Here is a 20,359-nt window from a genome sequence, read left to right on the forward strand (position 1 = left end):
CCACATATGTGGCTCCCGCACAGCCCTTTCATTCGTTAACTGTTACCGCTCAACCCGTCCCATTCCACCAGGAACAGGACAAGGATGAGACAGAAGGAATTACTCCAGTTCCACGGCGCCCGTGTACAGCTGGTAGTACTCGCCCTTCTGCGCGATGAGCTCGTCGTGCGAACCGCGCTCGATGATGCGGCCATGGTCGAGCACCATGATCACGTCGGAGTTGCGCACGGTGGACAGGCGGTGCGCGATCACAAACACGGTGCGTCCCTTCATGAGGTTGTCCATGCCGGCCTGCACCACTTCCTCGGTACGGGTGTCGATGGACGAGGTGGCCTCGTCGAGGATCATGGCCGGCGGATCGGCCACTGCGGCACGGGCGATGGAGATCAGCTGGCGCTGGCCTTGGGACAGGCCGGAACCGTCGCCTTCGAGCACGGTTTGGTAGCCGTTGGGCAGCATGCGGATGAAGCTGTCCGCGTTGGTGAGCTTGGCGGCGGCAATGCATTCCTCGTCGGTGGCGTCGAGCCTGCCGTAGCGGATGTTGTCCATCACGGTGCCGGTGAACAGGTTCACGTCCTGCAGCACGATGCCGAGCGACTTGCGCAGGTCGGGCTTGCGGATGCCCTTGACGGAAATGCCGTCGTACAGGATCATGCCTTCCTGGATGTCGTAGAAGCGGTTGATCAGGTTGGTCACCGTGGTCTTGCCGGCACCGGTGGCGCCGACGAGCGCGACCTTCTGGCCAGGCTTGGCGAACCAAGTGATGTCGTGCAGCACGGGCTTGTCCGGGTTGTAGCCGAAGGTCACGTCGGTGAAACGCACGTCGCCCTGCAGCAGGGTCAGGCGGCCGTCCGGCGAGGTGATCGCGTTCTCGCGTGCCTTCCTTGCCACTTCTGCGGCCTTCGGGCTCAGCGACTGCGCGGCCTTCAGGGAACGGGTGCCGTCGTCGCCTTTCTCACGCTTCCAAGCCCAGTGGCCGGTTTCGTGGTCCACTTCGGTCATGGTACGGCCGTCCTCGCCGAGCTCGACGTTGACGAGCGTCACGGAGCCGCCGTCGTCCTCGGGCTTCTCGTCCATCAGCTGGAAGATGCGGGAAGCGCCGGCGAGTGCCATCATCACCATGTTGAACTGCATGGAGACCTGGCCGAGCGGGTTGACGAAGGAGCGGGACAGGGTCAGCAAAGAGACCAGGGTTCCGAGGGTGAGCTTGCCTGCGCCGGAAAGACCGAAGTTGCCCACGCCGGACAGCGCCATGGCGCCGCCGACGATGGCGAGCAGGATGTAGAGGATGTAGCCCATGTTGCCCACGACCGGCATGGTCACGTTGCCCCAGGTGTTTGCTTCGGCGGAGGCGTGGAACAGTTCCTCGTTCTTTTCGTCGAAGGTCTTCTGCGTGGCGTCCTCATGGTTGAAGACCTTGATGACCTTCTGGCCGTTGACGGCTTCCTCGACGAAGGCGTTCACGTCGCCGATCCACATCTGCTGCTTGACGAAGTAGCGGCCGGAACGGGAGACGATGGCGCGCACGACCACGAACAGAATCACGGCGAACACGAGTACGAACACGGTGACCGGCACGGACAGCCACAGCATGGAGACCAGAGCGGCCAGCGCGGAGATCGCGGACGAGAACATCTGCGGGAAGGACTGGCTGATGGCCTGGCGCAGGGTGTCGGTGTCGTTGGTGTAGCGGCTCATGATGTCGCCGTGCTCGTTGGTGTCGAAGTAGCGGATCGGCAGCGTCTGCTGGTGGGCGAACATGTCGTCGCGGATCTTCTTCAGGGTGCCTTGTTCGACGGTGACGATGAGCCACTGCCACAGCCAGCTGCAGAAGGTGCCGGCCGCGTAGAGGCAGGCCATCAACGTCAGGGCGCGCAGCAGCGGGTTCCAGTCGGGGTTCTTCACGCCGACCAGAGGCAGGATGTAGCTGTCGATCAGGGATTGCAGGAACAGTGCGGATCCTGCTTGCGCGGCCGCACCAATCAGGATGCATAGCACGATCGCCACGACGTGCCACTTGTATTGGAAGATGTAGCCGAAGATGCGCTTGGTGGTTCCGGGTGCGGCTTTCTCCATTGGCGGCTTTGCACCCGCCTTGACGCCCGGCTTATTACCCGGCTTGGTTTGCATGGTTTTCTCAGCGTTTTTCTCAGTCATTGTCGTTCCTCCTTTCACTTCAGTTCTTCAGGCTGGGCCTGGTTCTTGGTCTGCGACTCGTAGATGGACCGGTATTCGTCACAGGTCTTCAGCAGCTGCTCATGCGTGCCGGAGGCCATGATGCGGCCTTGGTCCATGACGAGGATCATGTCGGATTCCTGCACGGAGGCGACGCGCTGGGCGATGATGATCTTCGTGGTGTCGGGGATCTCGTGGTGGAACGCCTCGCGGATCAGCTTGTCGGTCTTGGTGTCGACGGCCGAAGTGGAATCATCGAGGATCAGGATCTTCGGCTTCTTCAGCAGCGCGCGGGCGATGCACAGGCGCTGGCGCTGGCCGCCGGAGACGTTGGTGCCGCCCTGTTCGATGTAGGTGTCGTACTTGTCGGGGAATTCCTGGATGAAGCCGTCGGCCTGCGCGAGCTGGCAGGCGTGGCGGATCTCCTCGTCGGTGGCGTTCGGATTACCCCAACGCAGGTTGTCGGCGATGGTGCCGGAGAACAGCACGTTCTTCTGCAGCACCATGGCGACTTGGTCGCGCAGGGTCTCCATATCGTAGTCGCGTACGTCGATGCCGCCGACCTTGAGCGAACCGTCGGTCACGTCATACAGGCGTGGCACGAGCTGCACCAGGCTGGACTTGGCCGAGCCGGTGCCGCCGACGATGCCGACGGTCATGCCGGAACGAATCGTGAGGTTGATGTCGTCAAGCACCGGCTTTTCGGAATTGTCGGAATAGCGGAAGGTGACATGGTCGAATTCGATGGAGCCATCGGCGACCTGCTTGACCGGCTCGGACGGATTGGTCACCGTGCTTTCCTCGTTGAGCACCTGGCAGATGCGTTCCGCGGAGGCTTGGGAGATGATGCACATCACGAAAATCATGGACAGCATCATCATGGCCATGAGGATCTGCATGGCGTAAGTGACCAGTGCGGTCAGATCGCCGGTGGTCAGTCCGAACGCCGCGTTGTTGCCGGAGGCCACGATCTGCTGCGAGCCCATCCATGCGATCAGCAGCATGGTGGCGTAGATGCAGACCATCATGAGCGGGTTGTTGAAGCTCATCACATGGTCGGCTTTGCTGAAGTCCTTGTAGATGCGCTGGGAGATGCGGCCGAACTTGCTGATCTCATGCGATTCGCGGGTGTAGGACTTGACCACGCGGATGCCCTGCAGGTTCTCGTCGACCACGTTGTTGAGCTTGTCGTACGTGTGGAACACGCGCTCGAACACCGGGTGCACGTACACCGCCAGGCCGCACAGGCCGATGGCGAGGATCGGAATGCACGCCAGGAACACCAGCGAGATCGACGGGCTGATGCGGAACGAGAAGATCCAGGCCACGATCACCATGATCGGGGCGCGCACGCCCAATCGGATGATCATGGAGTAGGCGTTCTGCAGGTTGGTCACATCGGTGGTGAGCCTGGTGATGATCGAGCCTGTGGAGAACCGGTCGATGTTGGTGAAGCTGAAGCCCTGCACCTTCTCGAACTCGTCGTGGCGCAGGTTCTTGGCGAAGCCGGCGCCGGCGATCGCGGCGAGCTTTCCCGCGAGGAAGCCGGCGGTGAGCGAGCATACCGAGCATACCAGCAGAATCAGGCCGAATTTGATGATGGACGGCATGCTGCCGCCGCTGATGCCCTCGTCGATGAGCGATGCCATCACCGTGGGGATGAGGATCTCCAGCACGCCTTCGATGGCCACGAACACCGGGGTGAGGATGCTGGCTTTCTTGTATTCGCGCAGGGATCGCCCCAGCGTGCGTATCAGATGTTGTTTCGGCCGTTCGGTCTGAGCCGCGGCCTGTGTTGCTGTCGTCACCGTTGTTCCTTTCCTTCTTCGTCATCTTGCCGCTCGTCTTGTTGACGGCATACCTCGTCGATATCCAACCGTGAATATCTGCTTTCGTCACCTATGGTGCCGGTGCTGACCAAGTTGGTCTGCATCACGTCGAGCGTGTGCATGAATTGCCTGATCTCGGTGTCGCTCAGCCGCGCCAGCAGCTTGTTCTCCATCTGTTTCGCGTTGCTCCGCAACGCTTTGGCGATGGCACGCGACTTGTCCGTCAGCACGATTCTTTTCAGGCGCGCGTCCCGTGGCACCGACTCGCGCGCGACCAGTCCCTTGCGTTCCATCAGCGCGAGCACGCGGCTCGCCGTGGAACGCGTCACGCCGAAACGACGTTCGACGTCCTGGGGAAAGATCTCTTCGCCCTCGTGATGGTCGAGGAACACGATGATGTCGATGTTCCCGCCACTGACGTCCTTCACCTGTTCGGGTCGGGTGACGTACAGGTACCGGTTGATGACGTTGTGCAATGCCCGGATGGCCACGCTCGGCGGCTTGCACCGGTCGTTTTCCCAAATCTCGACCAGCTGTGGACTGACCGACGATTCCTCATTGGCTGTCTCTGATGTCACGGAGCACATCATAATACGTTGCATGTACAACAGTTGTACATGCAACATTCAAGTGTGTCGCACGACGACCAATCACACCATACCCCCGCATGCGCGCACGCAAAAGGGCCGGAACCGATCCGCGTCGCACAACGCGAATCAGTCCCGGCCCGCAATCGCCCCACGTCTTGCTATCGGGTGATCTTGGCGTATTCGGCCAGCATGAAGGCGGTGATCTTCTTGCCACCATCGCTCATGAGCATCGGCATGGAGTTGATCGGCATGGACTTGAGGAACATGCGCATCATGTCGTTGTCGGGCAGCTTCGGCAGCTCGCCGCTCTCGCCGGCCGCGTATACGGCGGCCACCACCTTGGAGCCGACCGGGTCGTCGGACCATTCGCCGAACGTGGACCACTCGGTCAGCGGCAGGGCCTTGCCGTCGCCGTCGAGCGACACCGTGGCAACGTCTGCGATGTCGCGGCTGGACGTGCCGACCTCGATGCCGTATTCGCCGGCCTCCACATGCCAGTCGTCGAATTTCTCGGACCAGTAGGCGAAGGCGCGCTCGTCCAGATCGAAGGAGACCTCGGCCGATTCGCCGCCCTTGAGGAACACTTTGCGGAATCCCTTGAGCTCATGCCTTGGGCGGGCCACGGCGGCTTTGCCCGGAGCCACGTAGACCTGCACGGTTTCGGCGGCGTCCACATCGGAGGTGTTGGTGACGGTCGCGCTGACGCGGGCGGTGTTGGCGCCGGTCTTCTCCGCCTTGACGTCGGAGATCTCGAAGGTGGCGTAGCTCAGGCCGTAGCCGAACGGATAGTCGACGGCCTTGCCGTAGGTGTCGTAGTAGCGGTAGCCGACGAACACGCCTTCGCCGTAATCGACGTGCCCCTCCTCGCCCGGCCAGTTGATCATGCTCGGGTCGTCGTTGATGTCCATCGGCACGGTCTGCGCGAGTTTGCCGGAGGGGCTGACCTCGCCGAAGATCACGTCGGCGAGCGCCGGACCACCGGCCTGGCCGAGCAGCCAGGATTCGAGGATGCCTTTGGCGTCGTGCGCCCAGGGGGCCACGGAGACGACGGAGCCGTTGGAGAGCACGACCACGATGTTCTTGTTTTCCGCGGCGACGGCTTCGAGCAGTTCGATCTGCTTGGCTGGGAGGTCGAGGGTTTCGCGGTCGAAGCCTTCGGATTCCGCGGCTTCGGGAAGTCCCAGGAACATGAGCACCACGTCGGCGCCCTTGGCGGTGTCGACGGCTTCGGTTTCGAGTTCGGCGTCGGCCGGTTCGAGATCGAGGGTGAAGCCAGGGGCGAACGAAGCGTTCACGCCTCGTTCGGCGAGGGTGTCGAGGAAGCTGGTCATCTTGGTCGGGGTGATGTGCGAAGAGCCGCCGCCCTGGTAGCGCGGGGTGCGAGCGAATTCGCCGATGACCGCGATTCTGGCGTCTTTGGCGACCGGCAGGATGGCGTCGTCGTTCTTGAGCAGCACCATGGATTCGATGGCGGCCTGGTGGGCCACCTCGTTGTGGGCGTCCACGTCGAAGCGGTAGCCCTCGACGCTCATGGCGGCGCGCGTCTTGTTCACGAGGTCGATCATGCCCTGAGCCATGCGGTCGAGCTGTTCCGGCTGGATGCGGCCGTCGCGGGCGGCGTACACGATCTGGTCGTCCGTGTAGCTCGGCGGCATTTCGAGGTTGAGTCCAGCGTTGAGGGAGGCGACGCGGTCGTGGTCGGCGCCCCAGTCGCTCATGACGATGCCTTGATATCCCCATTCGTCGCGCAGCACGTCGGTGAGCAGCCAGCGGTTCTGCGCGGAGTGCACGTCGTTGATGCGGTTGTAGGAGCACATGATGGTCCACGGCTGGGCGGTCTTGACGATGTGCTCGAAGGCCGGGAAGTAGATCTCGCGCAGCGCGCGCTGGGAGATGTTGGCGCTGATGCGCAGGCGGTCGGTCTCCTGGTTGTTGGCGGCGAAGTGCTTGAGCGAGGTGCCCACGCCCTTAGACTGCACGCCGGCGACGATGCCGACGGCCTCATGGCCGGCCAGATACGGGTCTTCGGACCAGTATTCGAAGCAACGGCCGCCAAGCGGATTGCGCTTGATGTTGACACCGGGTCCGAGGATGACGGCGACCTTCTCCTGGATGCATTCCTCGGCCATGGCTTCGCCCACCTGATGGATGAGGTCCGGATTCCAGGAGCTGGACAGTCCGGCGGCCGGCGGGAAGCAGGTGGCCGGCACGGAGTCGTTCAGGTCGGTTTCGCCGGTGCTGGACGCCAGGGACTTGCGCAGTCCGTGCGGACCGTCGGTGATCATGTAGCCGGGGATGCCTTTGGATTCGACGCCCTGCAGGTGCCAGGCGTCGCCGCCGGACGTCAACGAGGCCTTCTCCTCAAGCGTCAGATCGTCGACGGAAGGGTATGCGGTGTCGTTCATATGCGCCTCTTTCATAGGTATGGTGTTCGTTTGTCTGCGGTCTCGGTCGGTTCCGGCAACAGCTCAGCTCCGAGCTATCTACCAACCGATTGGTAAGTACTTTATCAAACTCCGCCATACGACACGCCAACCACCTTGAAAAGGTGGCTAACCGACCATACAGTAGGTTGCCGAGTGAAGAATGACCATGGCATGTATGTATTGCCGGCGATAAAGATGGGAGAATAGCGCGATATGGCCAACGATGAAGTCGACCGTAGAAGCGAAATCCTCAATGCGGCGATCGAATATTTTGGAAAATTCGGCTATTACGGCACCTCGCTGCAGAGGATCGCGGATCGGGTGAAGCTCACCAAGGCGGGCGTACTGCATTACGTCGGCAGCAAGGAGGGCCTGCTCATGGCGGTGCTCGACGGCATGTTCGACCGCGGTACCGAAAACGTCGTGTCCGACATGCTGACCCTGAGCAAGCCAACGATCGCGGAAATGTGGCGTCGGACCATCGCCATCAACGCCAAGCGACCGGAGCTCGTGCACATGTTCTCCACGCTCAGCGCCGAAGCGCTTGACCCGAGCCATCCCGCACATGACTATTTCGCCGAGCGTGAGGAACGAGTCGTCGGCGTGGCCAAGAACATCCGCTGGTATCTACCCGAAGGCGTCGACGCCGAGCAGTTGCTGCGCGCGGGATTCTCCATGATGGATGGCGTGCAACTGCGCTGGCTGCGCGTGCCGGGCCGTGACCTCGTCAAGATGTGGGCCGACTGCGAGGAGATGCTGTTCCCCCTGCCCCAGTGGGAGGGCTACCGGTAGGCCATGCGCTATCTGCTGGCACCGGATTCGTTCAAGGAGGCCGCTTCCGCACAGGCCGTGGCTGAGGCGATGCGCCGGGGCGTGGCGGCCGGCGATCCCGACGCCGAATGCCGCATGATGCCATTGTCCGATGGCGGCGAGGGATTGACCGACGCGCTGGTCCAGGCCACCGGCGGCGAATTGCAATCGGAGCACGCGCATGACGCGCTGGGCCGGCCGATCATCACACGATATGGATTCCTTGGCGAGGGTGGTTTCGGAACATCCCACGATGGAGAGAATCCGCGCACCGCGGTGGTCGAGTTGGCTGCAGCGAGTGGCATCGAGCGCATCTCTCCCGCCGACCGCGATCCGTTAGCGGCGTCCACTTTCGGCACCGGCGAGCTGATTCGCGCCGCGATCGACGCCGGAGCGGAACGCATCGTACTTGGATTGGGCGGCAGCGCCACCACCGACGGCGGCACTGGCCTGGCCCGAGCGCTCGGCTATCGTTTCCTTGATGCGGACGATTGCGAGCTGCCGCTTGGCGGCGGCGCACTCCCCCGGCTTGCCCGCATCGACGACGCCGAGGTTTCCGACGACGTACGAAACATCCCGATCATATTGGCATGCGACGTCACCAATCCGCTGACCGGGCCGGACGGCGCCGCCGCCGTGTTCGCGCCGCAGAAAGGCGCGGATGCGCAGCAAGTGACGACGCTTGACACCGGTCTTGCCCAGCTTGCCGACGCCATCGAGGCGCTGAACGGCCGCATGATCGCGAATCGGCCTGGGGCGGGCGCGGCAGGTGGTACCGGCGGTGGCATGCTGGGCCTGTTCAACGCGTCCATGCGTCCCGGCATCGAGCTGGCACTCGATGTGCTGCATGCGCGCGAAGCCTGCGCGTGGGCCGATATCGTGATCACCGGCGAAGGATCGATCGACGGACAGACGCCCTATGGCAAAGTGCCGAGCGGCATCGCACGGCTGGCGAAATCGCAAGGCAAACCGGTCATCGCCATCGGAGGCAAGGTGACGCGGGATCCGCAGACCATGGCCGCATTGCGTGAAGCCGGCATCGTCGCGACGTTCGGCATCGCGCCGGGCCCAGCCGCCCTGCCGCAACTGCTCGCCGACACGGAACGCAACGTGGAAGCCACCTGCGCCGCGATCGCCGGGCTGCTGAGCGTCGCGTGCAAGTATGTGCGTTGAAACCACATCGATTCGGTCATGATTGACCAGAATCATATTTTGGCCGATCACACTGGCGTAGCGTCATGAACATTCACTAAAAGCCGATGCCGCAATGGTCTTTCGTGTCGAGCAAACAGACAATATTCAACGTGCATCACCCGGTCCCGTCGCTGTACGCGTACGAGAGTAATCTGGGCGAAAGAGCAGGCACTCAGTCTGCCGCACCGACATAAGGACTGCTTTTTGGTCATTGTTCTGTAAGGAACGGCTTGCCACCGTTATGCATCCACACTTCGCGGAGGCATATGGCTCGGTTTTGGCATGCCCGTTTCACCCTTTGATTTATTCGTAATCGATATTTCAATGACATACAGAACAAGGAACAATCATGCGTTTTTCGAAAGCGAACACATTCGATCAGACCCTTATCCGATCCAAAATCATGGGTCCGAATCCCCTCAAACTCTGCGAAGAGCTCCTTGCCGACGCCGGAATCCCCGCCGGTTCGACGGTATGCGATCTTGGATCAGGAACCGGCATCACCAGCGCGATGCTCGCCCGTGAATACCATCTCGACGTCTACGCCGTCGATCTGTGGAGCGATCCGGATGACAACCGGAGGTTTTTCGACGGACTCGGCATTCCCGCCAAAACCATCCACCCCGTCAAAGCCGATGCCTCGCGGGGCCTGCCGTTCGGCCATGGTTTCTTCGACGCGGTAATCAGCATCGATTCGTACAACTACTACGGACGTGATCCGCAGTATCTTGGCACGAGACTGTTGCCGTACGTCAAGAACGGGGGCATGCTGTACCTATCGATTCCTGGCATGAAACACGATTGCCATGACGCGTTGCCCGATTGTCTGCTCAAGTCGTGGACGCCCGAGCAGCTCGAATACATGCACGACATCGATTGGTGGCGGGCGATGATTTCGCTCACATCCGGCATCGACATCATCGACATGCATGAGATGCATTGCACCGCCGAAGCGTGGAACGATTGGCTGGCTTGCAACAACGCATACGCGGACGGCGACCGAGCGGCCGTTGAGGCAGGCGCGCTCGAGTATCTCAACACCATCGCCATCACCCTGCGCAAGCGCTGACACGCACGACTATCGACTCGGCTTAGGCGGGTACACGGCATCATCAACCGGCCGCTCGCCTGAGCCGCGCATGACCGGCTATGCGGCGCGCTTGGAGAAGCGGAACATGAGCAGGGCCAGGATCTCACCCGTCACGGCCATGCCGAAGAACACCCACATGCTGGTGGAAAACCCGGCGACGTAGGCGGCCGCGGACTTCATGCCCGCGGCACGGTTCACTGCGGAAAATTCGGCGATCAGCGTGGACGCGACCGCGGTGCCGATGGCGCCGGCGAGCTGCTGCACGGTGTTCATCACCGCGGAACCGTCGGCGTTCATCGCAGCCGGCAGCTGGTTCAGCGCATGCGTCTGGTCGGGCACGAGCACGAATCCGGATGCGGCCATGAACAGCGCGTAGGCGATCGCGACGGCCCATTCATGCGCGCCGCCGAGCATCATCACGATATCCATGATGGCCACGCCGACAAAACCGCAGGCGATGAATTTCGGCGGAAAATGCGCTTTCAGCGCACCTCCGATCAACGGCGCGGAAATCGCGCCGACCACGGCACCCGGCAGCAGGATCAGGGCTGCGATCATGCTGGTGTGGCCGAGTCCGCGCTGCAATAGAATCGGCAGCAGGAAGTTCACGCCGAGCACTCCGCCGGACGACATCAGCAGAATCAGCATACCCAATGTGAATCCGGGAAATGCGAACGTACGCACCTCGATCAGCGGATGCTCCATCTTGAGCTGCACGGCCGCGAACACGCCCAGCACCACGATCGCGCCGGCAAGCACCGTCCAGAACCGCCAATCGCCATTCCACTGCGCGAAGAAGCTCGCAGCCACGATGATGCCGGCCAACCCAATCGCCACCAATATCAGCGACGGCACCGACAGGTAGCCCTTCCCGCCATGGCGGATGTCGGGGACGGTGGCGCATCCCAGCACGAGGGAGAGAATAAGAAACGGAATCATCGTGTAGAAGATCCAATGCCAGTTGAGGAATTCCATGACGAGCCCGCCGAACACCGGACCGATGGCAGGGGCCGCGCAGGTCACCAGACTGACCAGTCCAAGCATCATGCCGCGCCTGTTGAACGGCGCTTTCTCCAGGATGATGTTGGTCAGCAGCGGCAAGGAGACTCCAGTGCCCAGCGCCATGATGAGCCGCGCCGCGAGCAGCATCGGAAAGTTCACGGCGAGCGCGCCGACCACCGTGCCGGCCGAGAACAGCGCCACCGCGGTGACGAACAGGCCTTTGGTGGGGAACGTGCGCACCATGAACGGCGAGGTCGGAATGGCGATGGACAGCAGTAGCAGGTAGCCGGTGGTGAGCCATTGCACCACGTCGGCGGAGATGGCGAACTCCCCCATCAGCGTGGAGTACGCGATGTTGAGCGACGTTTCGGACAGAATGCCGAGGAAGGTGAGGATGGCGAGCGCCACCACCACGATGGTGAGTCTGCCTTCGCTCATGGTGCCGGCGGAGCTGGCTGCCGGTGTTGTCCGATGGTTGTGTCGTTCGTCGTGGATGCTCACGGTTCTCCTTGTCGTGTTGGTGTCGTCGGCGTTGACGTCCGCCGGCGATATCCGCATATCGTATTGCCTCGCCTATATCTAGGGAGGAAAAGTTACGCGAAATTGCATGCGCGCATTCGGACACGCCTCCGATTGCACCTGCTGCCTATGATGAGATGAAAGCGTGCCGATTACGAAGGGTGCGCATCAGTATAAGGAGAGACTGATGAGAAGGACACCGTTGCTTGTGTTGCGCGGCGGCATCGCGGCGGCGGCCGCGGCCGTCATGGCGCTGGGCGTCACCGTGCAGGCGCAATGTGCTGAACCGTACCCCTCAGATACGAGCCAGCCGGACTATACGGCGCTGCTCAGCGATTTCGGCAACTATTACCAGCCGGATCTCACCAAGCCCGCCACGGGTCTCTATGGCCACGTGGTCAATGCGGACGTGCTCAGGGCGAACAGCGACGCCGCGGTTTCGGTGAACCATAAGGCCAACGAGGGGCGGACCGGCAACGACGCTCCGCTCAACGCGCAGCAGCAGCGAGCGTTGAAGGACAGCGATCTTCTCTTCGAGGAGACGTACCCCGATGCGCTCGGCTCCACCTTGGGCGAGTTTCTGAGCGAGGGCATCGAACGGGGCGACCTGCCGCTGTCCACGACGCTGCTGGTCAAGCAGCCTCAGGACGGCGCCGCCTCCGGACATGACCGGACCGCGCTGCTTTCGAATTACGTGAAGAGTTCCGCCGTGAAGAAGAAGTACGTCCATCCGCGCCCGTTCGCGGACCGCACGAACGGCGGCTACGTGGAGGCGGGACTGCCGAAGACCGAGGACATCATCCGCCTGCCGGAATGGACGGACGGTTCCGGCAATCAGCATGATCCCGGCTACGATTCGCTCGTGTCCACCGGATCGTTTCCCTCCGGGCATACCATCGTCGCCTATGCCGGCGGCATAGGGCTGGCCACGCTGCTGCCGCAGCTTGCGCCGGAAATTCTGACGCGCGCATCGGAGGCGGCCAACAATCGTCTGATCATCGGCGTGCATTACCCGCTCGATCTGGTGAGCGGGCGCATTCTCGGCGAGGCCGGGCTCGCGACGCGTTGGTCCGATGAACAGTTCCGCAACGACAAGCTGATGCCGGCATATCAAGAGATGCAAGCGTATATGGCGAAGCGTTGCGTGGGCGCCAATATCGTTACCCGCGCGGCGGATGATCCGACGACCGTGCAGAATTGCGTGACCGCGTTGAACGCGAATTCCGCTGATTCCTCCAAGCCGAGCGGCGGATACACCAACGATTTCACCGACGATTTCAGCACACAGCCGGTGACCAACCGCACATCGGCATTGGCCGCCTACCAAGCACGCATGAGCTACGGATTCAAGCCGACCTCCGCCACCGGCAAGGCCGCCGTCGTACCGGAAGGCGCGGAAAATCTGTTGATCACCGCGTTCCCGACGTTGAACGCCGAACAGCGGAGGGCCGTGCTGGCCGCTACGGAGATTGATTCCGGCGAACCGTTGGATGCAAGTTCGAACGGCTATCAGCGGCTGAATCTCGCCGCCGCCTACAGCGCCAAAGTGACGCTGTCCGCAGACGGTTCCGTGGTCAAGGTGGAGCCGGGGCAGGCCGTTGCCTCCGTGGTGTGCGAGAACGGTTCGGCCGATTCCGACTCCTCGAATGGAAGCAATGATGCCGCTGCCGGCACCACCAAAACCATTGCGAACACCGGCTCGGACATGCTGGCTCCGGCGAGCATGATGGTTGCCTGCCTCATGCTCGGCATCGGATTGATGCTGACCCGCCGACGCGCGTAAGGCAATAGGTCGGGTCACCCTATGGGAGGTCCGACCTTCACTTACCTATTGGAACGGCAACGACGCCGATGCTCATTGCAGCTTGTACTCCAGATACACCTGATTCTCCTCTATAAGCCCCTGAAGCAGAGCCTTCCCCCACCCTGCGATGCGGAATCCGCACCGTTGTTACAGGCGTTTCGCCGGCTCATTATGCGCATAGGTGTCGAGACGGACGACCGCGCAGCCGTGCCCGGCCGCATATTCCGTCGCGTATTGCACCATCCGGCTTCCATACCCGTGGCCCGCGAACCGCGGCGGCACGCACAGCGTATGCACGACAAGCACATCCTCGCCTTCGCCGGGATACCGCCATGCCACGTCGGCGTATTCCGCGGGCTGGGCATGGTTCAATATCATGCTGGCACGGATCTCACCATCCTCTTCCAGCACGACCATCTCCCCTGCGGGCACGGCGCGCTTCGGCACAGCGATCGTCGGGTATACGCCCAATTCCCAATGGGAATCGCCTCCATGCTTCTGCTCGTAGGTCAGCAGGTCCTCGTAGGTCGCGGCAATCGCCGCGATATCCGCAGATGTCGCCTGTCGTATCATGCTATTCCTTCCTTTTCGAACCCCGGTGAGCCGTAACCGATGTGTCATGGCGAGATTCCGTAGGGGGTTTCACTGTTCCGTAGGTGGTCGCCGGTGGTATCGGGGATGAGGAACGGCTTTATTCAAGCCATTCCTTCGGCAGGCATTCGGCCCCAACCACCTACGGAACCCGAAAACCGCCTACGGAAAGACCGGACCTTGCCGCGACCCGGCCCGTATGCATGCACGGAGCCGATACGGCAACCAAGAAGTCATTGTAGAACCGCCCATACGAGCGATGCCCACAATATGCGCGACATGCGCTGCGGCGATTTGTGAAATTACCTGAATCATCGTAAAATACCAAGTGGTAATTAAAGGACACCGCTTCAACGAGGAAAGTGAGCAATCCATGACCAACACCACCGATCTGCCGTACAAGAACCCCGGACTTCCCGCGTCCGAGCGCATCGCCGATCTGCTCGGACGCATGACCCTCGAAGAGAAGGTCGGCCAGATGATGCAGCTTGACGCGCGCAGCGGCGACTTGGACGACCTGATCGTCAACAAGCACGTCGGCTCGATCCTGCACACCTCCCCCGCGGATCTGCCCCGCGCGGTCGAGACCGTGAACACGAAGACCCGTCTCGGCATTCCGCTGATCATCGGCGACGACTGCATCCACGGCTATTCCTTCTGGCCTGGCTCCACCATCTTCCCCTCCCAGCTGGGCATGGCCGTGAGCTTCGATCCGGCCAAGGTCCAGGCTGCGGGCCGTGCCACCGCCGAGGAGGTTTCCACCACCGGCGTGCATTGGACGTTCTCCCCTGTGCTGTGCATCGCCCGCGACACCCGTTGGGGACGCGTGGACGAGACATTCGGCGAGGATCCGTATCTCATCGGAGAGATGGCCTCCGCCATCGTCAAGGGCTATCAGGGCGGCGCCAAGGCCGGCGAGCCGCTTGCCAAGGACGCGATTCTGGCCTGCGCCAAGCATTTCGCGGGCTATTCCGAAACCCAGGGCGGACGCGATGCCTCCGAAGCCGACCTGAGTCACCGCAAGTTGGAATCCTGGTTCCTGCCGCCGTTCGAACGTGTGGCGAAGGAAGGCTGCGGCACCTTCATGCTCGGCTACGAATCCATTGAAGGCGTGCCGGTCACGTTCAACAAGTGGTTGCTGTCCGACAAGCTGCGTGGCGCGTGGAACTACCAGGGCACGCTGATCACCGACTGGGACAACGTCGGCCGTTCCGTGTGGGAGCAGAAGATCAAGGCCGATTACGTGCATGCCGCCGCGGACGCTGTCAAGGCCGGCAACGACCTGATCATGACCACGCCGAAGTTCTACGAGGGCGCCATCGAGGCCGTGAAGACCGGTCTGCTGGATGAATCGCTGATCGATGAGGCCGTGTCCCGCATTCTCGCGCTCAAGTTCCGCCTGGGTCTGTTCGAGGATCCGCGTCTGCCGGACGAGGAGCGCATCAAAACGGTTATCGGATCCAAGGCCCATCAGGAGCTCAATCTGCAGATCGCGCGCGAATCCGTGGCGCTGCTCAAGAACAATGGCGCGCTGCCGTTCTCGGCCGCTCCGGGCAAGCGCATCGCCGTCGTGGGCCCGCTGGCCGACGACGCCCAAGAACAGCTGGGCGATTGGGCCGGCAATTCCGGCCAGGTCAATTGGATGCCGGACGGCCAGCCGCGCGGCATGATCACCACCATCCTTGATGGATTCAAGCAGCTTGCGCCCGAAGGATGCGAGGTCGTGTATTCGCGCGGCGCGAACATCATCGACCTGGTGGACGATCCGGAAGGCGAGTTCTATCCGGACGGCCAGCCGCGTCCGAAGCTCGGCGTCTCCGCCAAATTCGACCAGCAGCTGCTGGATGAGGCTGTGGACAACGCGCGTCATTCCGATCTTGTCGTCGCCGTCGTGGGCGATGTGGTGCAGCTGGTCGGCGAGACCTGCTCCACCGCCACGCTGGAACTGCTCGGAGGGCAGAACGCCATGCTCGAGGCGCTTGCCAACGTAGCCCGCGAGACCGGCAAGCCGCTGGTCGTAGTGCTGATGAGCTCCAAGCCGCAGGTGATGCCGGCATGCGTGATCGGCACCAATGGCGTGATTGTGGACGAATCCGCGGCCGATGGCGTCAGCGCGTTCATGTGGGCGCCGAATCCGGGCATGAAGGGCGGTCAGGCCATCGCGGAGATCATCCTTGGCAAGACCGAGCCGAGCGGCAGGCTTCCGATCACCTTCCCGCGCCATGCCGGACAGCTGCCCGTCTACTACAACCAGATCCGTGGCCAGCATGGCAACCGGTACGCCGATCTCACGCAGGATCCGGCATTCGCGTTCGGCGAGGGCCTGGCCTACACGACCTTCGCATATGGCGAGCCGACGATCACGAACGTACCGGCTTCCGGCACGTTCGCCAAGACGGACACCGTGCATGCGGAGATCGCGCTCACGAACACCGGCGAGCGCAAGGGCACCGAGGTGGCGCAGCTGTACATCGGTGATATCGTGACCTCGTACAGCTGGACGGACCGTGAGCTCAAGGCGTTCCAGCGTGTGGAGCTCGAGCCGGGCGAGACCAAGACCGTCGGATTCGATATTCCGGTCGCGGATTGCACCATCGTCGACCCGGACGCCAACCGCATCGTGGAGCCTGGCGAGTTCGAAGTGCTGATCGGACATTCGAGCCGCCGCAAGGATCTCAAGCGGACCACGTTCACCGTGGCGTGAATGGTTCCAGCTTGGTAGTGGTCGGCAATCGTCATCGATGGTCGGCCACTACCGGCGACTTTTTTGGGGGGGGCGGCCATCAGACTGCCCCCAAATTCATATGCGGATCATCATATACGGATCATCGGCGGGAATCAGCGATAGGAGTCCCACAACGGTGCGGGGAACAGCATGTTCTCCATTTCTGCCCACTCGCCGCATAAATCGACTTCCGGTTCGCGCAGCCACCACAGCTGAATGCCATCCATGATTTCCATGGCTTTGCGCACCACTGGCCGCATGCTGCCGGCCCATGCGCCCAATTGCGGCGGAACCACCCACGGGTATTCCGAGTAGTGTTCCCAGATGTCCTCCATGCGTCCCATGAATTCGTCATGCAATGGGTGATCCGGGTTCAGGGATTCCGCCGACAGCACGGTGAACAGCTGCACCATCATGCGGCGGCGCGAGTTGTGTTTCACCAGGTAGCGCAGATACGCGGGAAAATGCGGCGCGGACGGGTCGCTGCCCGGCATGCCCGAAGAGAAGAAGTCCTCCGGCGTGCCGGTCTGCCCGTAGTATTCGTCATATACCAGCGCCAGCATTTTGTCTTTGTTGTCGACGTATCGCAACACGCCTTGTTTGGAGATGCCGACGCGATCGGCCACGTCCTGGATGGAAATGCCGTTGAATCCGCGTTCGCTGATGAGCTGCACCGCCGCATCCAGCACTTCCGCACGACGCTCTTGTGGCGATTTGCGGGTACGTTTCAAAGTCTCTTCCTCTGCCATGACTCCGAGTCTAATGCCCTTTGCGTCGATTGTCGTTGATTGACGGCGCCGATGCCACGTCATCGTGGGGCGCATCCGCTTGAATCCATCCGTGACGCCATACGCGGGTCAGATCCCATGCTTCGAGATTGCCGCCGTTGCGCGGGTCACGTGGCGGTTTTCCTTCGCCGCTGCCTGGTTTCGCGGAACGCGCAAGCTGGTAGCTCCAATAGACCTGCCCCGCCGACGCATCCCATGCCGCGCGTTGCAATCGCGATACTTGACGGTATGCGTCCGCTCGGTTCCGGCCGTGCAGGGCCCACCGGTTCTCCACGCACCACTCGCCCACAAGTACAGGGATATGGCGGGCCGCCGAACGGATGGCGATTTCGCGCGCACCCACCAGCATTCGGTACAGCCATGGCAGGTGCCGCGATTGCAGGTACAGTCGGCGTGCCGGTCCCGCGAACAACGGCTCCTCCATGGCGATGAGATATTGGTGGGTGTCGAGCATGACGTTGCGCATGCCGGCGCGACGGAACCAGTCGCCCCAGCGGAGCAGTCGGAAGCCGTCATGGAATACGATTATGGTTTCCGGGCGCAGTATGGCGCGCAGCCGGGTGTAGGCGTCGCGGTAGAAGCGCTTCAGAAAGCGTAGTGGGACATGCGTGCTGCCGGAGGCCTCGCGGACGTCCTTCGCCGTATTCGACGTGCCATGGAACACCGACCAGCTCACCGGTTCGTTGAGCACTTCGATGCTGTGTAGGGTCGGCTCGTCACGATATCGGCGGGCCAATCGTTCCAGCACATTCAGCGCGTATTCCACCAAGTCCGGATTCTGCGCCCATTTGCACACGCCCGTCAGACCGCCGTTGTCGAAACCATTCTGTGAGCCGGGCACGGTATGCAGGTCGATCATGATCTTCAGTCCCGTCTCCCGCGCCCAACGGAACGCGCGGTCGAGGTATGCGATGCAGCCCGGATGTCCGGGCCAGTCGCCGAAGATGAAATATGGTATGGGAATGCGCACGAGATTGAGCCCATGGTCGGCGATGATGCGGAAATCCTCCAGGGTGATGTAGGCGTCGCGGTGCCGGCGCAGTTCCTCGGCGAGATTCCGCTCGGACCAGAGGGCGCCGTGCGTGCGGTGCATCCAGATTTCGTCGTCTTCGTCAGTGCGGACGAACGGTTCCGGATCCATCCATTTCTCCAGCACCAGCCAGTTGCCGAGGTTCACGCCGTTGATTCGCTCGTCGATGCCCAGCACCATGCGTCTCACCGCCCTTACATTCGGGGGTTGCCCGACTTTTCGTTTCCGCCCATCACAACCCATGGCAAAACCCATTCAGCCCAATGGGCCAAGGAACCGCGCGTCATTCGCAACGTTCCTTAGTCCATTGTATGTGCCCCGCGAGGGCCCATGGTCACGGCGCGACATGTCGCCGTGACGAGAGACGGGCTACTTCTGGAGGGGGAACCAGTCCTGGGCGATGCAGCGTCCAAGGTCCCATGCGTCCCAGCCGATCCAGCCGGGAGTGTTGACAGTGTCAGTGAGCAGCTTGTAGTTCCAGTAGTAGAAGCCGCTGCCCTTGCTCCATGCGGCGAGCTGGGATTCGGCTACGCCCTGGTACAGCGAGCGCTTCTGTTCGGCGGTCAGGGTTTCGACCTGAGCCCCTTCCTCGCCGTTGAGCACGCTTTGGCCGCCGTGGGTGTCCACACCGCAGCCGACGGAGTTGAACAGGCACCACTCCCCCACAATCACCGGGAAGTATTCGCTCATCTCGGCGATCATCGGCGCGTAGGTATTCCTCACGAAGTCGTCGTAGCCCTCCGCTGTCTGCGGGCAACCCATCGTTTCGGCGGTCATGAGGTATTGGTGGGTATCAAGGACCACGTTCTTAAACTCGGGCGCGAGCTTGCCGTCGGGGCCGCGCATGAAGTCTTTCCACTGTTCGATGTCGAAACCGTCGTGGAACACCACGACTTTGTCGGTCGGCAGCGCGCCCTTGTCGGCGTCGCGTAGACGGTGGTAGGCGGTGATGTAGAAGTTCTTGAGCCAGTCGAATGCGATCGGGCCGGTGCCTTCGGCGAGTTCCGGATCGACCGCCTTGTAGCGTTCGGTCACGTTCGCCATCGGCCAGCAGGTGGTGGTGTTCGGCTCGTTGATGATTTCGATGCCCATCAGCGCCCGACGATGGCCGTACCGCCTGGCGAGGCGTTCGAGCACGGACAGCACGAATTCGACTTCGTCGGGCAGCTGCGCCCACTTGCACACGCCGGAGATGCCGCCGTTGTCGAAGCCGTTCTGGCTCATCGGCGCGGTGTGCAGGTCGATGAGGATGGTCAGGCCGTATTTCTCGGCCCAGTTGAAGGCCTTGTCGAGTTCGTCGATGCAGCCGATGAACGGCGCGCGGTCGCCGAAGATGAAGTACGGCACGGGGATGCGCACGGAGTTCAGTCCCCACGATTTGATGGTGGCGAAGTCGCGCTCGTTGATGTATTCGGCGCGGTGGGTCCTGATGCGGGCCTCGTAGACGGCCGGATCGAGTTGCGTCGGCAGATAGTATTCGTCATCGGCAGTGGTTCCATCGAATAATGCCGGGTTCATCCACTTTTCCAGCACCAGCCAGTTGCCGAGGTTCACACCTTTGATGTAGTCGAGGTTCATATGCACTCCTTTGTACGTTTTCAATCATATTTTCTATTACTTAGTAATCACTAAGTTAGATGATAGTACATCATTTTTCTTCTCCCCGCAACCCGTCTCGGACATCTCTCCGAACCGCTGTCGCACGATTTCGCATAAAGTACCCTTTGCGAAAATCGTGGGGCCGACAATCAAAATCGTGCAGCAATTTCGCAGAATCATGCGATTA

General features: G+C 61.8%; 14 protein-coding genes. 5 read left to right on the plus strand and 9 right to left on the minus strand.

Features of this window, described 5'->3' with window-relative positions:
- Positions 1–99: 99 nt before the first annotated feature.
- From ACR0P8_RS02980 to ACR0P8_RS02995, 4 genes are all read right to left on the minus strand, one after another.
- Complete coding sequence (locus ACR0P8_RS02980; RefSeq protein WP_432623565.1) at positions 100–2,130, minus strand: ABC transporter ATP-binding protein; 2,031 nt, start codon at positions 2,128–2,130, stop codon at positions 100–102.
- Positions 2,131–2,171: 41 nt separating this feature from the next.
- Positions 2,172–3,983, minus strand: a complete 1,812-nt coding sequence (locus tag ACR0P8_RS02985; protein WP_432623528.1) for an ABC transporter ATP-binding protein — start codon at positions 3,981–3,983, stop codon at positions 2,172–2,174.
- On the minus strand, positions 3,980–4,591 hold the full coding sequence (locus ACR0P8_RS02990) for a MarR family winged helix-turn-helix transcriptional regulator (RefSeq protein ID WP_432623567.1): 612 nt from the start codon (positions 4,589–4,591) through the stop codon (positions 3,980–3,982). Before ACR0P8_RS02990 ends, ACR0P8_RS02985 begins: the two co-directional genes overlap by 4 nt.
- 161 nt (positions 4,592–4,752) lie before the next feature.
- Complete coding sequence (locus ACR0P8_RS02995; protein WP_432623530.1) at positions 4,753–6,999, minus strand: exo-alpha-(1->6)-L-arabinopyranosidase; 2,247 nt, start codon at positions 6,997–6,999, stop codon at positions 4,753–4,755.
- A 234-nt stretch (positions 7,000–7,233) separates the two neighbouring features.
- On the opposite strand from ACR0P8_RS02995, the gene ACR0P8_RS03000 reads away from it, so the two are divergent.
- The 3 genes from ACR0P8_RS03000 to ACR0P8_RS03010 all read left to right on the plus strand — a co-directional run bounded on the left by ACR0P8_RS03000 (position 7,234) and on the right by ACR0P8_RS03010 (position 10,093).
- Positions 7,234–7,812, plus strand: coding sequence for a TetR/AcrR family transcriptional regulator (locus ACR0P8_RS03000; RefSeq protein WP_432623532.1), 579 nt, complete (start codon positions 7,234–7,236; stop codon positions 7,810–7,812).
- A gap of 3 nt (positions 7,813–7,815) precedes the next feature.
- Complete coding sequence (locus ACR0P8_RS03005) at positions 7,816–9,003, plus strand: glycerate kinase family protein (RefSeq protein WP_432623534.1); 1,188 nt, start codon at positions 7,816–7,818, stop codon at positions 9,001–9,003.
- A gap of 370 nt (positions 9,004–9,373) precedes the next feature.
- Complete coding sequence (locus ACR0P8_RS03010; RefSeq protein ID WP_432623536.1) at positions 9,374–10,093, plus strand: methyltransferase domain-containing protein; 720 nt, start codon at positions 9,374–9,376, stop codon at positions 10,091–10,093.
- Between the two features lie 78 nt (positions 10,094–10,171).
- On the opposite strand, the gene ACR0P8_RS03015 is transcribed toward ACR0P8_RS03010, so the two are convergent.
- Positions 10,172–11,617 (minus strand): MFS transporter, encoded by a 1,446-nt coding sequence (locus ACR0P8_RS03015; RefSeq protein WP_432623538.1) that lies wholly within the window; start codon positions 11,615–11,617, stop codon positions 10,172–10,174.
- A gap of 205 nt (positions 11,618–11,822) precedes the next feature.
- On the opposite strand from ACR0P8_RS03015, the gene ACR0P8_RS03020 reads away from it, so the two are divergent.
- Entirely contained in the window at positions 11,823–13,418 is a 1,596-nt protein-coding gene (locus ACR0P8_RS03020) for a phosphatase PAP2 family protein (protein WP_432623540.1), read from the plus strand.
- Positions 13,419–13,586: 168 nt separating this feature from the next.
- Here the strand turns inward: ACR0P8_RS03020 and ACR0P8_RS03025 are convergent, their stop codons facing one another.
- Positions 13,587–14,012 carry a GNAT family N-acetyltransferase gene (locus tag ACR0P8_RS03025; protein ID WP_432623542.1) on the minus strand — a complete coding sequence of 142 codons (426 nt, stop codon included), beginning with the start codon at positions 14,010–14,012 and terminating at the stop codon, positions 13,587–13,589.
- Between the two features lie 391 nt (positions 14,013–14,403).
- Between ACR0P8_RS03025 and ACR0P8_RS03030 the strand changes: the two genes are divergently transcribed.
- A complete protein-coding gene (locus tag ACR0P8_RS03030) occupies positions 14,404–16,734 on the plus strand; it encodes a glycoside hydrolase family 3 N-terminal domain-containing protein (protein ID WP_432623544.1) in 2,331 nt (776 codons plus the stop codon).
- Positions 16,735–16,868: 134 nt separating this feature from the next.
- Here ACR0P8_RS03030 and ACR0P8_RS03035 read toward each other — a convergent pair whose 3' ends face one another.
- The 3 genes from ACR0P8_RS03035 to ACR0P8_RS03045 form a co-directional block, all read right to left on the minus strand.
- Entirely contained in the window at positions 16,869–17,504 is a 636-nt protein-coding gene (locus ACR0P8_RS03035; protein WP_432623546.1) for a TetR/AcrR family transcriptional regulator, read from the minus strand.
- 10 nt (positions 17,505–17,514) lie between these two features.
- On the minus strand, positions 17,515–18,753 hold the full coding sequence (locus ACR0P8_RS03040) for a glycoside hydrolase family 5 protein (protein WP_085346797.1): 1,239 nt from the start codon (positions 18,751–18,753) through the stop codon (positions 17,515–17,517).
- Positions 18,754–18,942: 189 nt separating this feature from the next.
- Positions 18,943–20,151: a glycoside hydrolase family 5 protein gene (locus tag ACR0P8_RS03045; protein ID WP_432623548.1), complete on the minus strand. Its 1,209-nt coding sequence runs from the start codon at positions 20,149–20,151 to the stop codon at positions 18,943–18,945.
- Positions 20,152–20,359 lie beyond the last annotated feature (208 nt).

The organism is Bifidobacterium sp. (assembly GCF_050874245.1).
In the GTDB taxonomy this organism is placed as follows: domain Bacteria; phylum Actinomycetota; class Actinomycetes; order Actinomycetales; family Bifidobacteriaceae; genus Bifidobacterium.

Bases quoted from the DNA above. Each gene is read 5' to 3' on its own strand.
- ACR0P8_RS03045 (WP_432623548.1), bottom strand. From the start codon at position 20,151: ATGAACCTCGACTACATCAAAGGTGTGAACCTCGGCAACTGGCTGGTG.
- ACR0P8_RS02995 (WP_432623530.1), bottom strand. From the start codon at position 6,999: ATGAACGACACCGCATACCCTTCCGTCGACGATCTGACGCTTGAGGAG.
- ACR0P8_RS03020 (WP_432623540.1), top strand. From the start codon at position 11,823: ATGAGAAGGACACCGTTGCTTGTGTTGCGCGGCGGCATCGCGGCGGCG.
- ACR0P8_RS03035 (WP_432623546.1), bottom strand. From the start codon at position 17,504: ATGGCAGAGGAAGAGACTTTGAAACGTACCCGCAAATCGCCACAAGAG.
- ACR0P8_RS03005 (WP_432623534.1), top strand. From the start codon at position 7,816: ATGCGCTATCTGCTGGCACCGGATTCGTTCAAGGAGGCCGCTTCCGCA.
- ACR0P8_RS03025 (WP_432623542.1), bottom strand. From the start codon at position 14,012: ATGATACGACAGGCGACATCTGCGGATATCGCGGCGATTGCCGCGACC.
- ACR0P8_RS03040 (WP_085346797.1), bottom strand. From the start codon at position 18,753: ATGGTGCTGGGCATCGACGAGCGAATCAACGGCGTGAACCTCGGCAAC.
- ACR0P8_RS03010 (WP_432623536.1), top strand. From the start codon at position 9,374: ATGCGTTTTTCGAAAGCGAACACATTCGATCAGACCCTTATCCGATCC.
- ACR0P8_RS03000 (WP_432623532.1), top strand. From the start codon at position 7,234: ATGGCCAACGATGAAGTCGACCGTAGAAGCGAAATCCTCAATGCGGCG.
- ACR0P8_RS03030 (WP_432623544.1), top strand. From the start codon at position 14,404: ATGACCAACACCACCGATCTGCCGTACAAGAACCCCGGACTTCCCGCG.
- ACR0P8_RS02990 (WP_432623567.1), bottom strand. From the start codon at position 4,591: ATGTGCTCCGTGACATCAGAGACAGCCAATGAGGAATCGTCGGTCAGT.
- ACR0P8_RS02980 (WP_432623565.1), bottom strand. From the start codon at position 2,130: ATGCAAACCAAGCCGGGTAATAAGCCGGGCGTCAAGGCGGGTGCAAAG.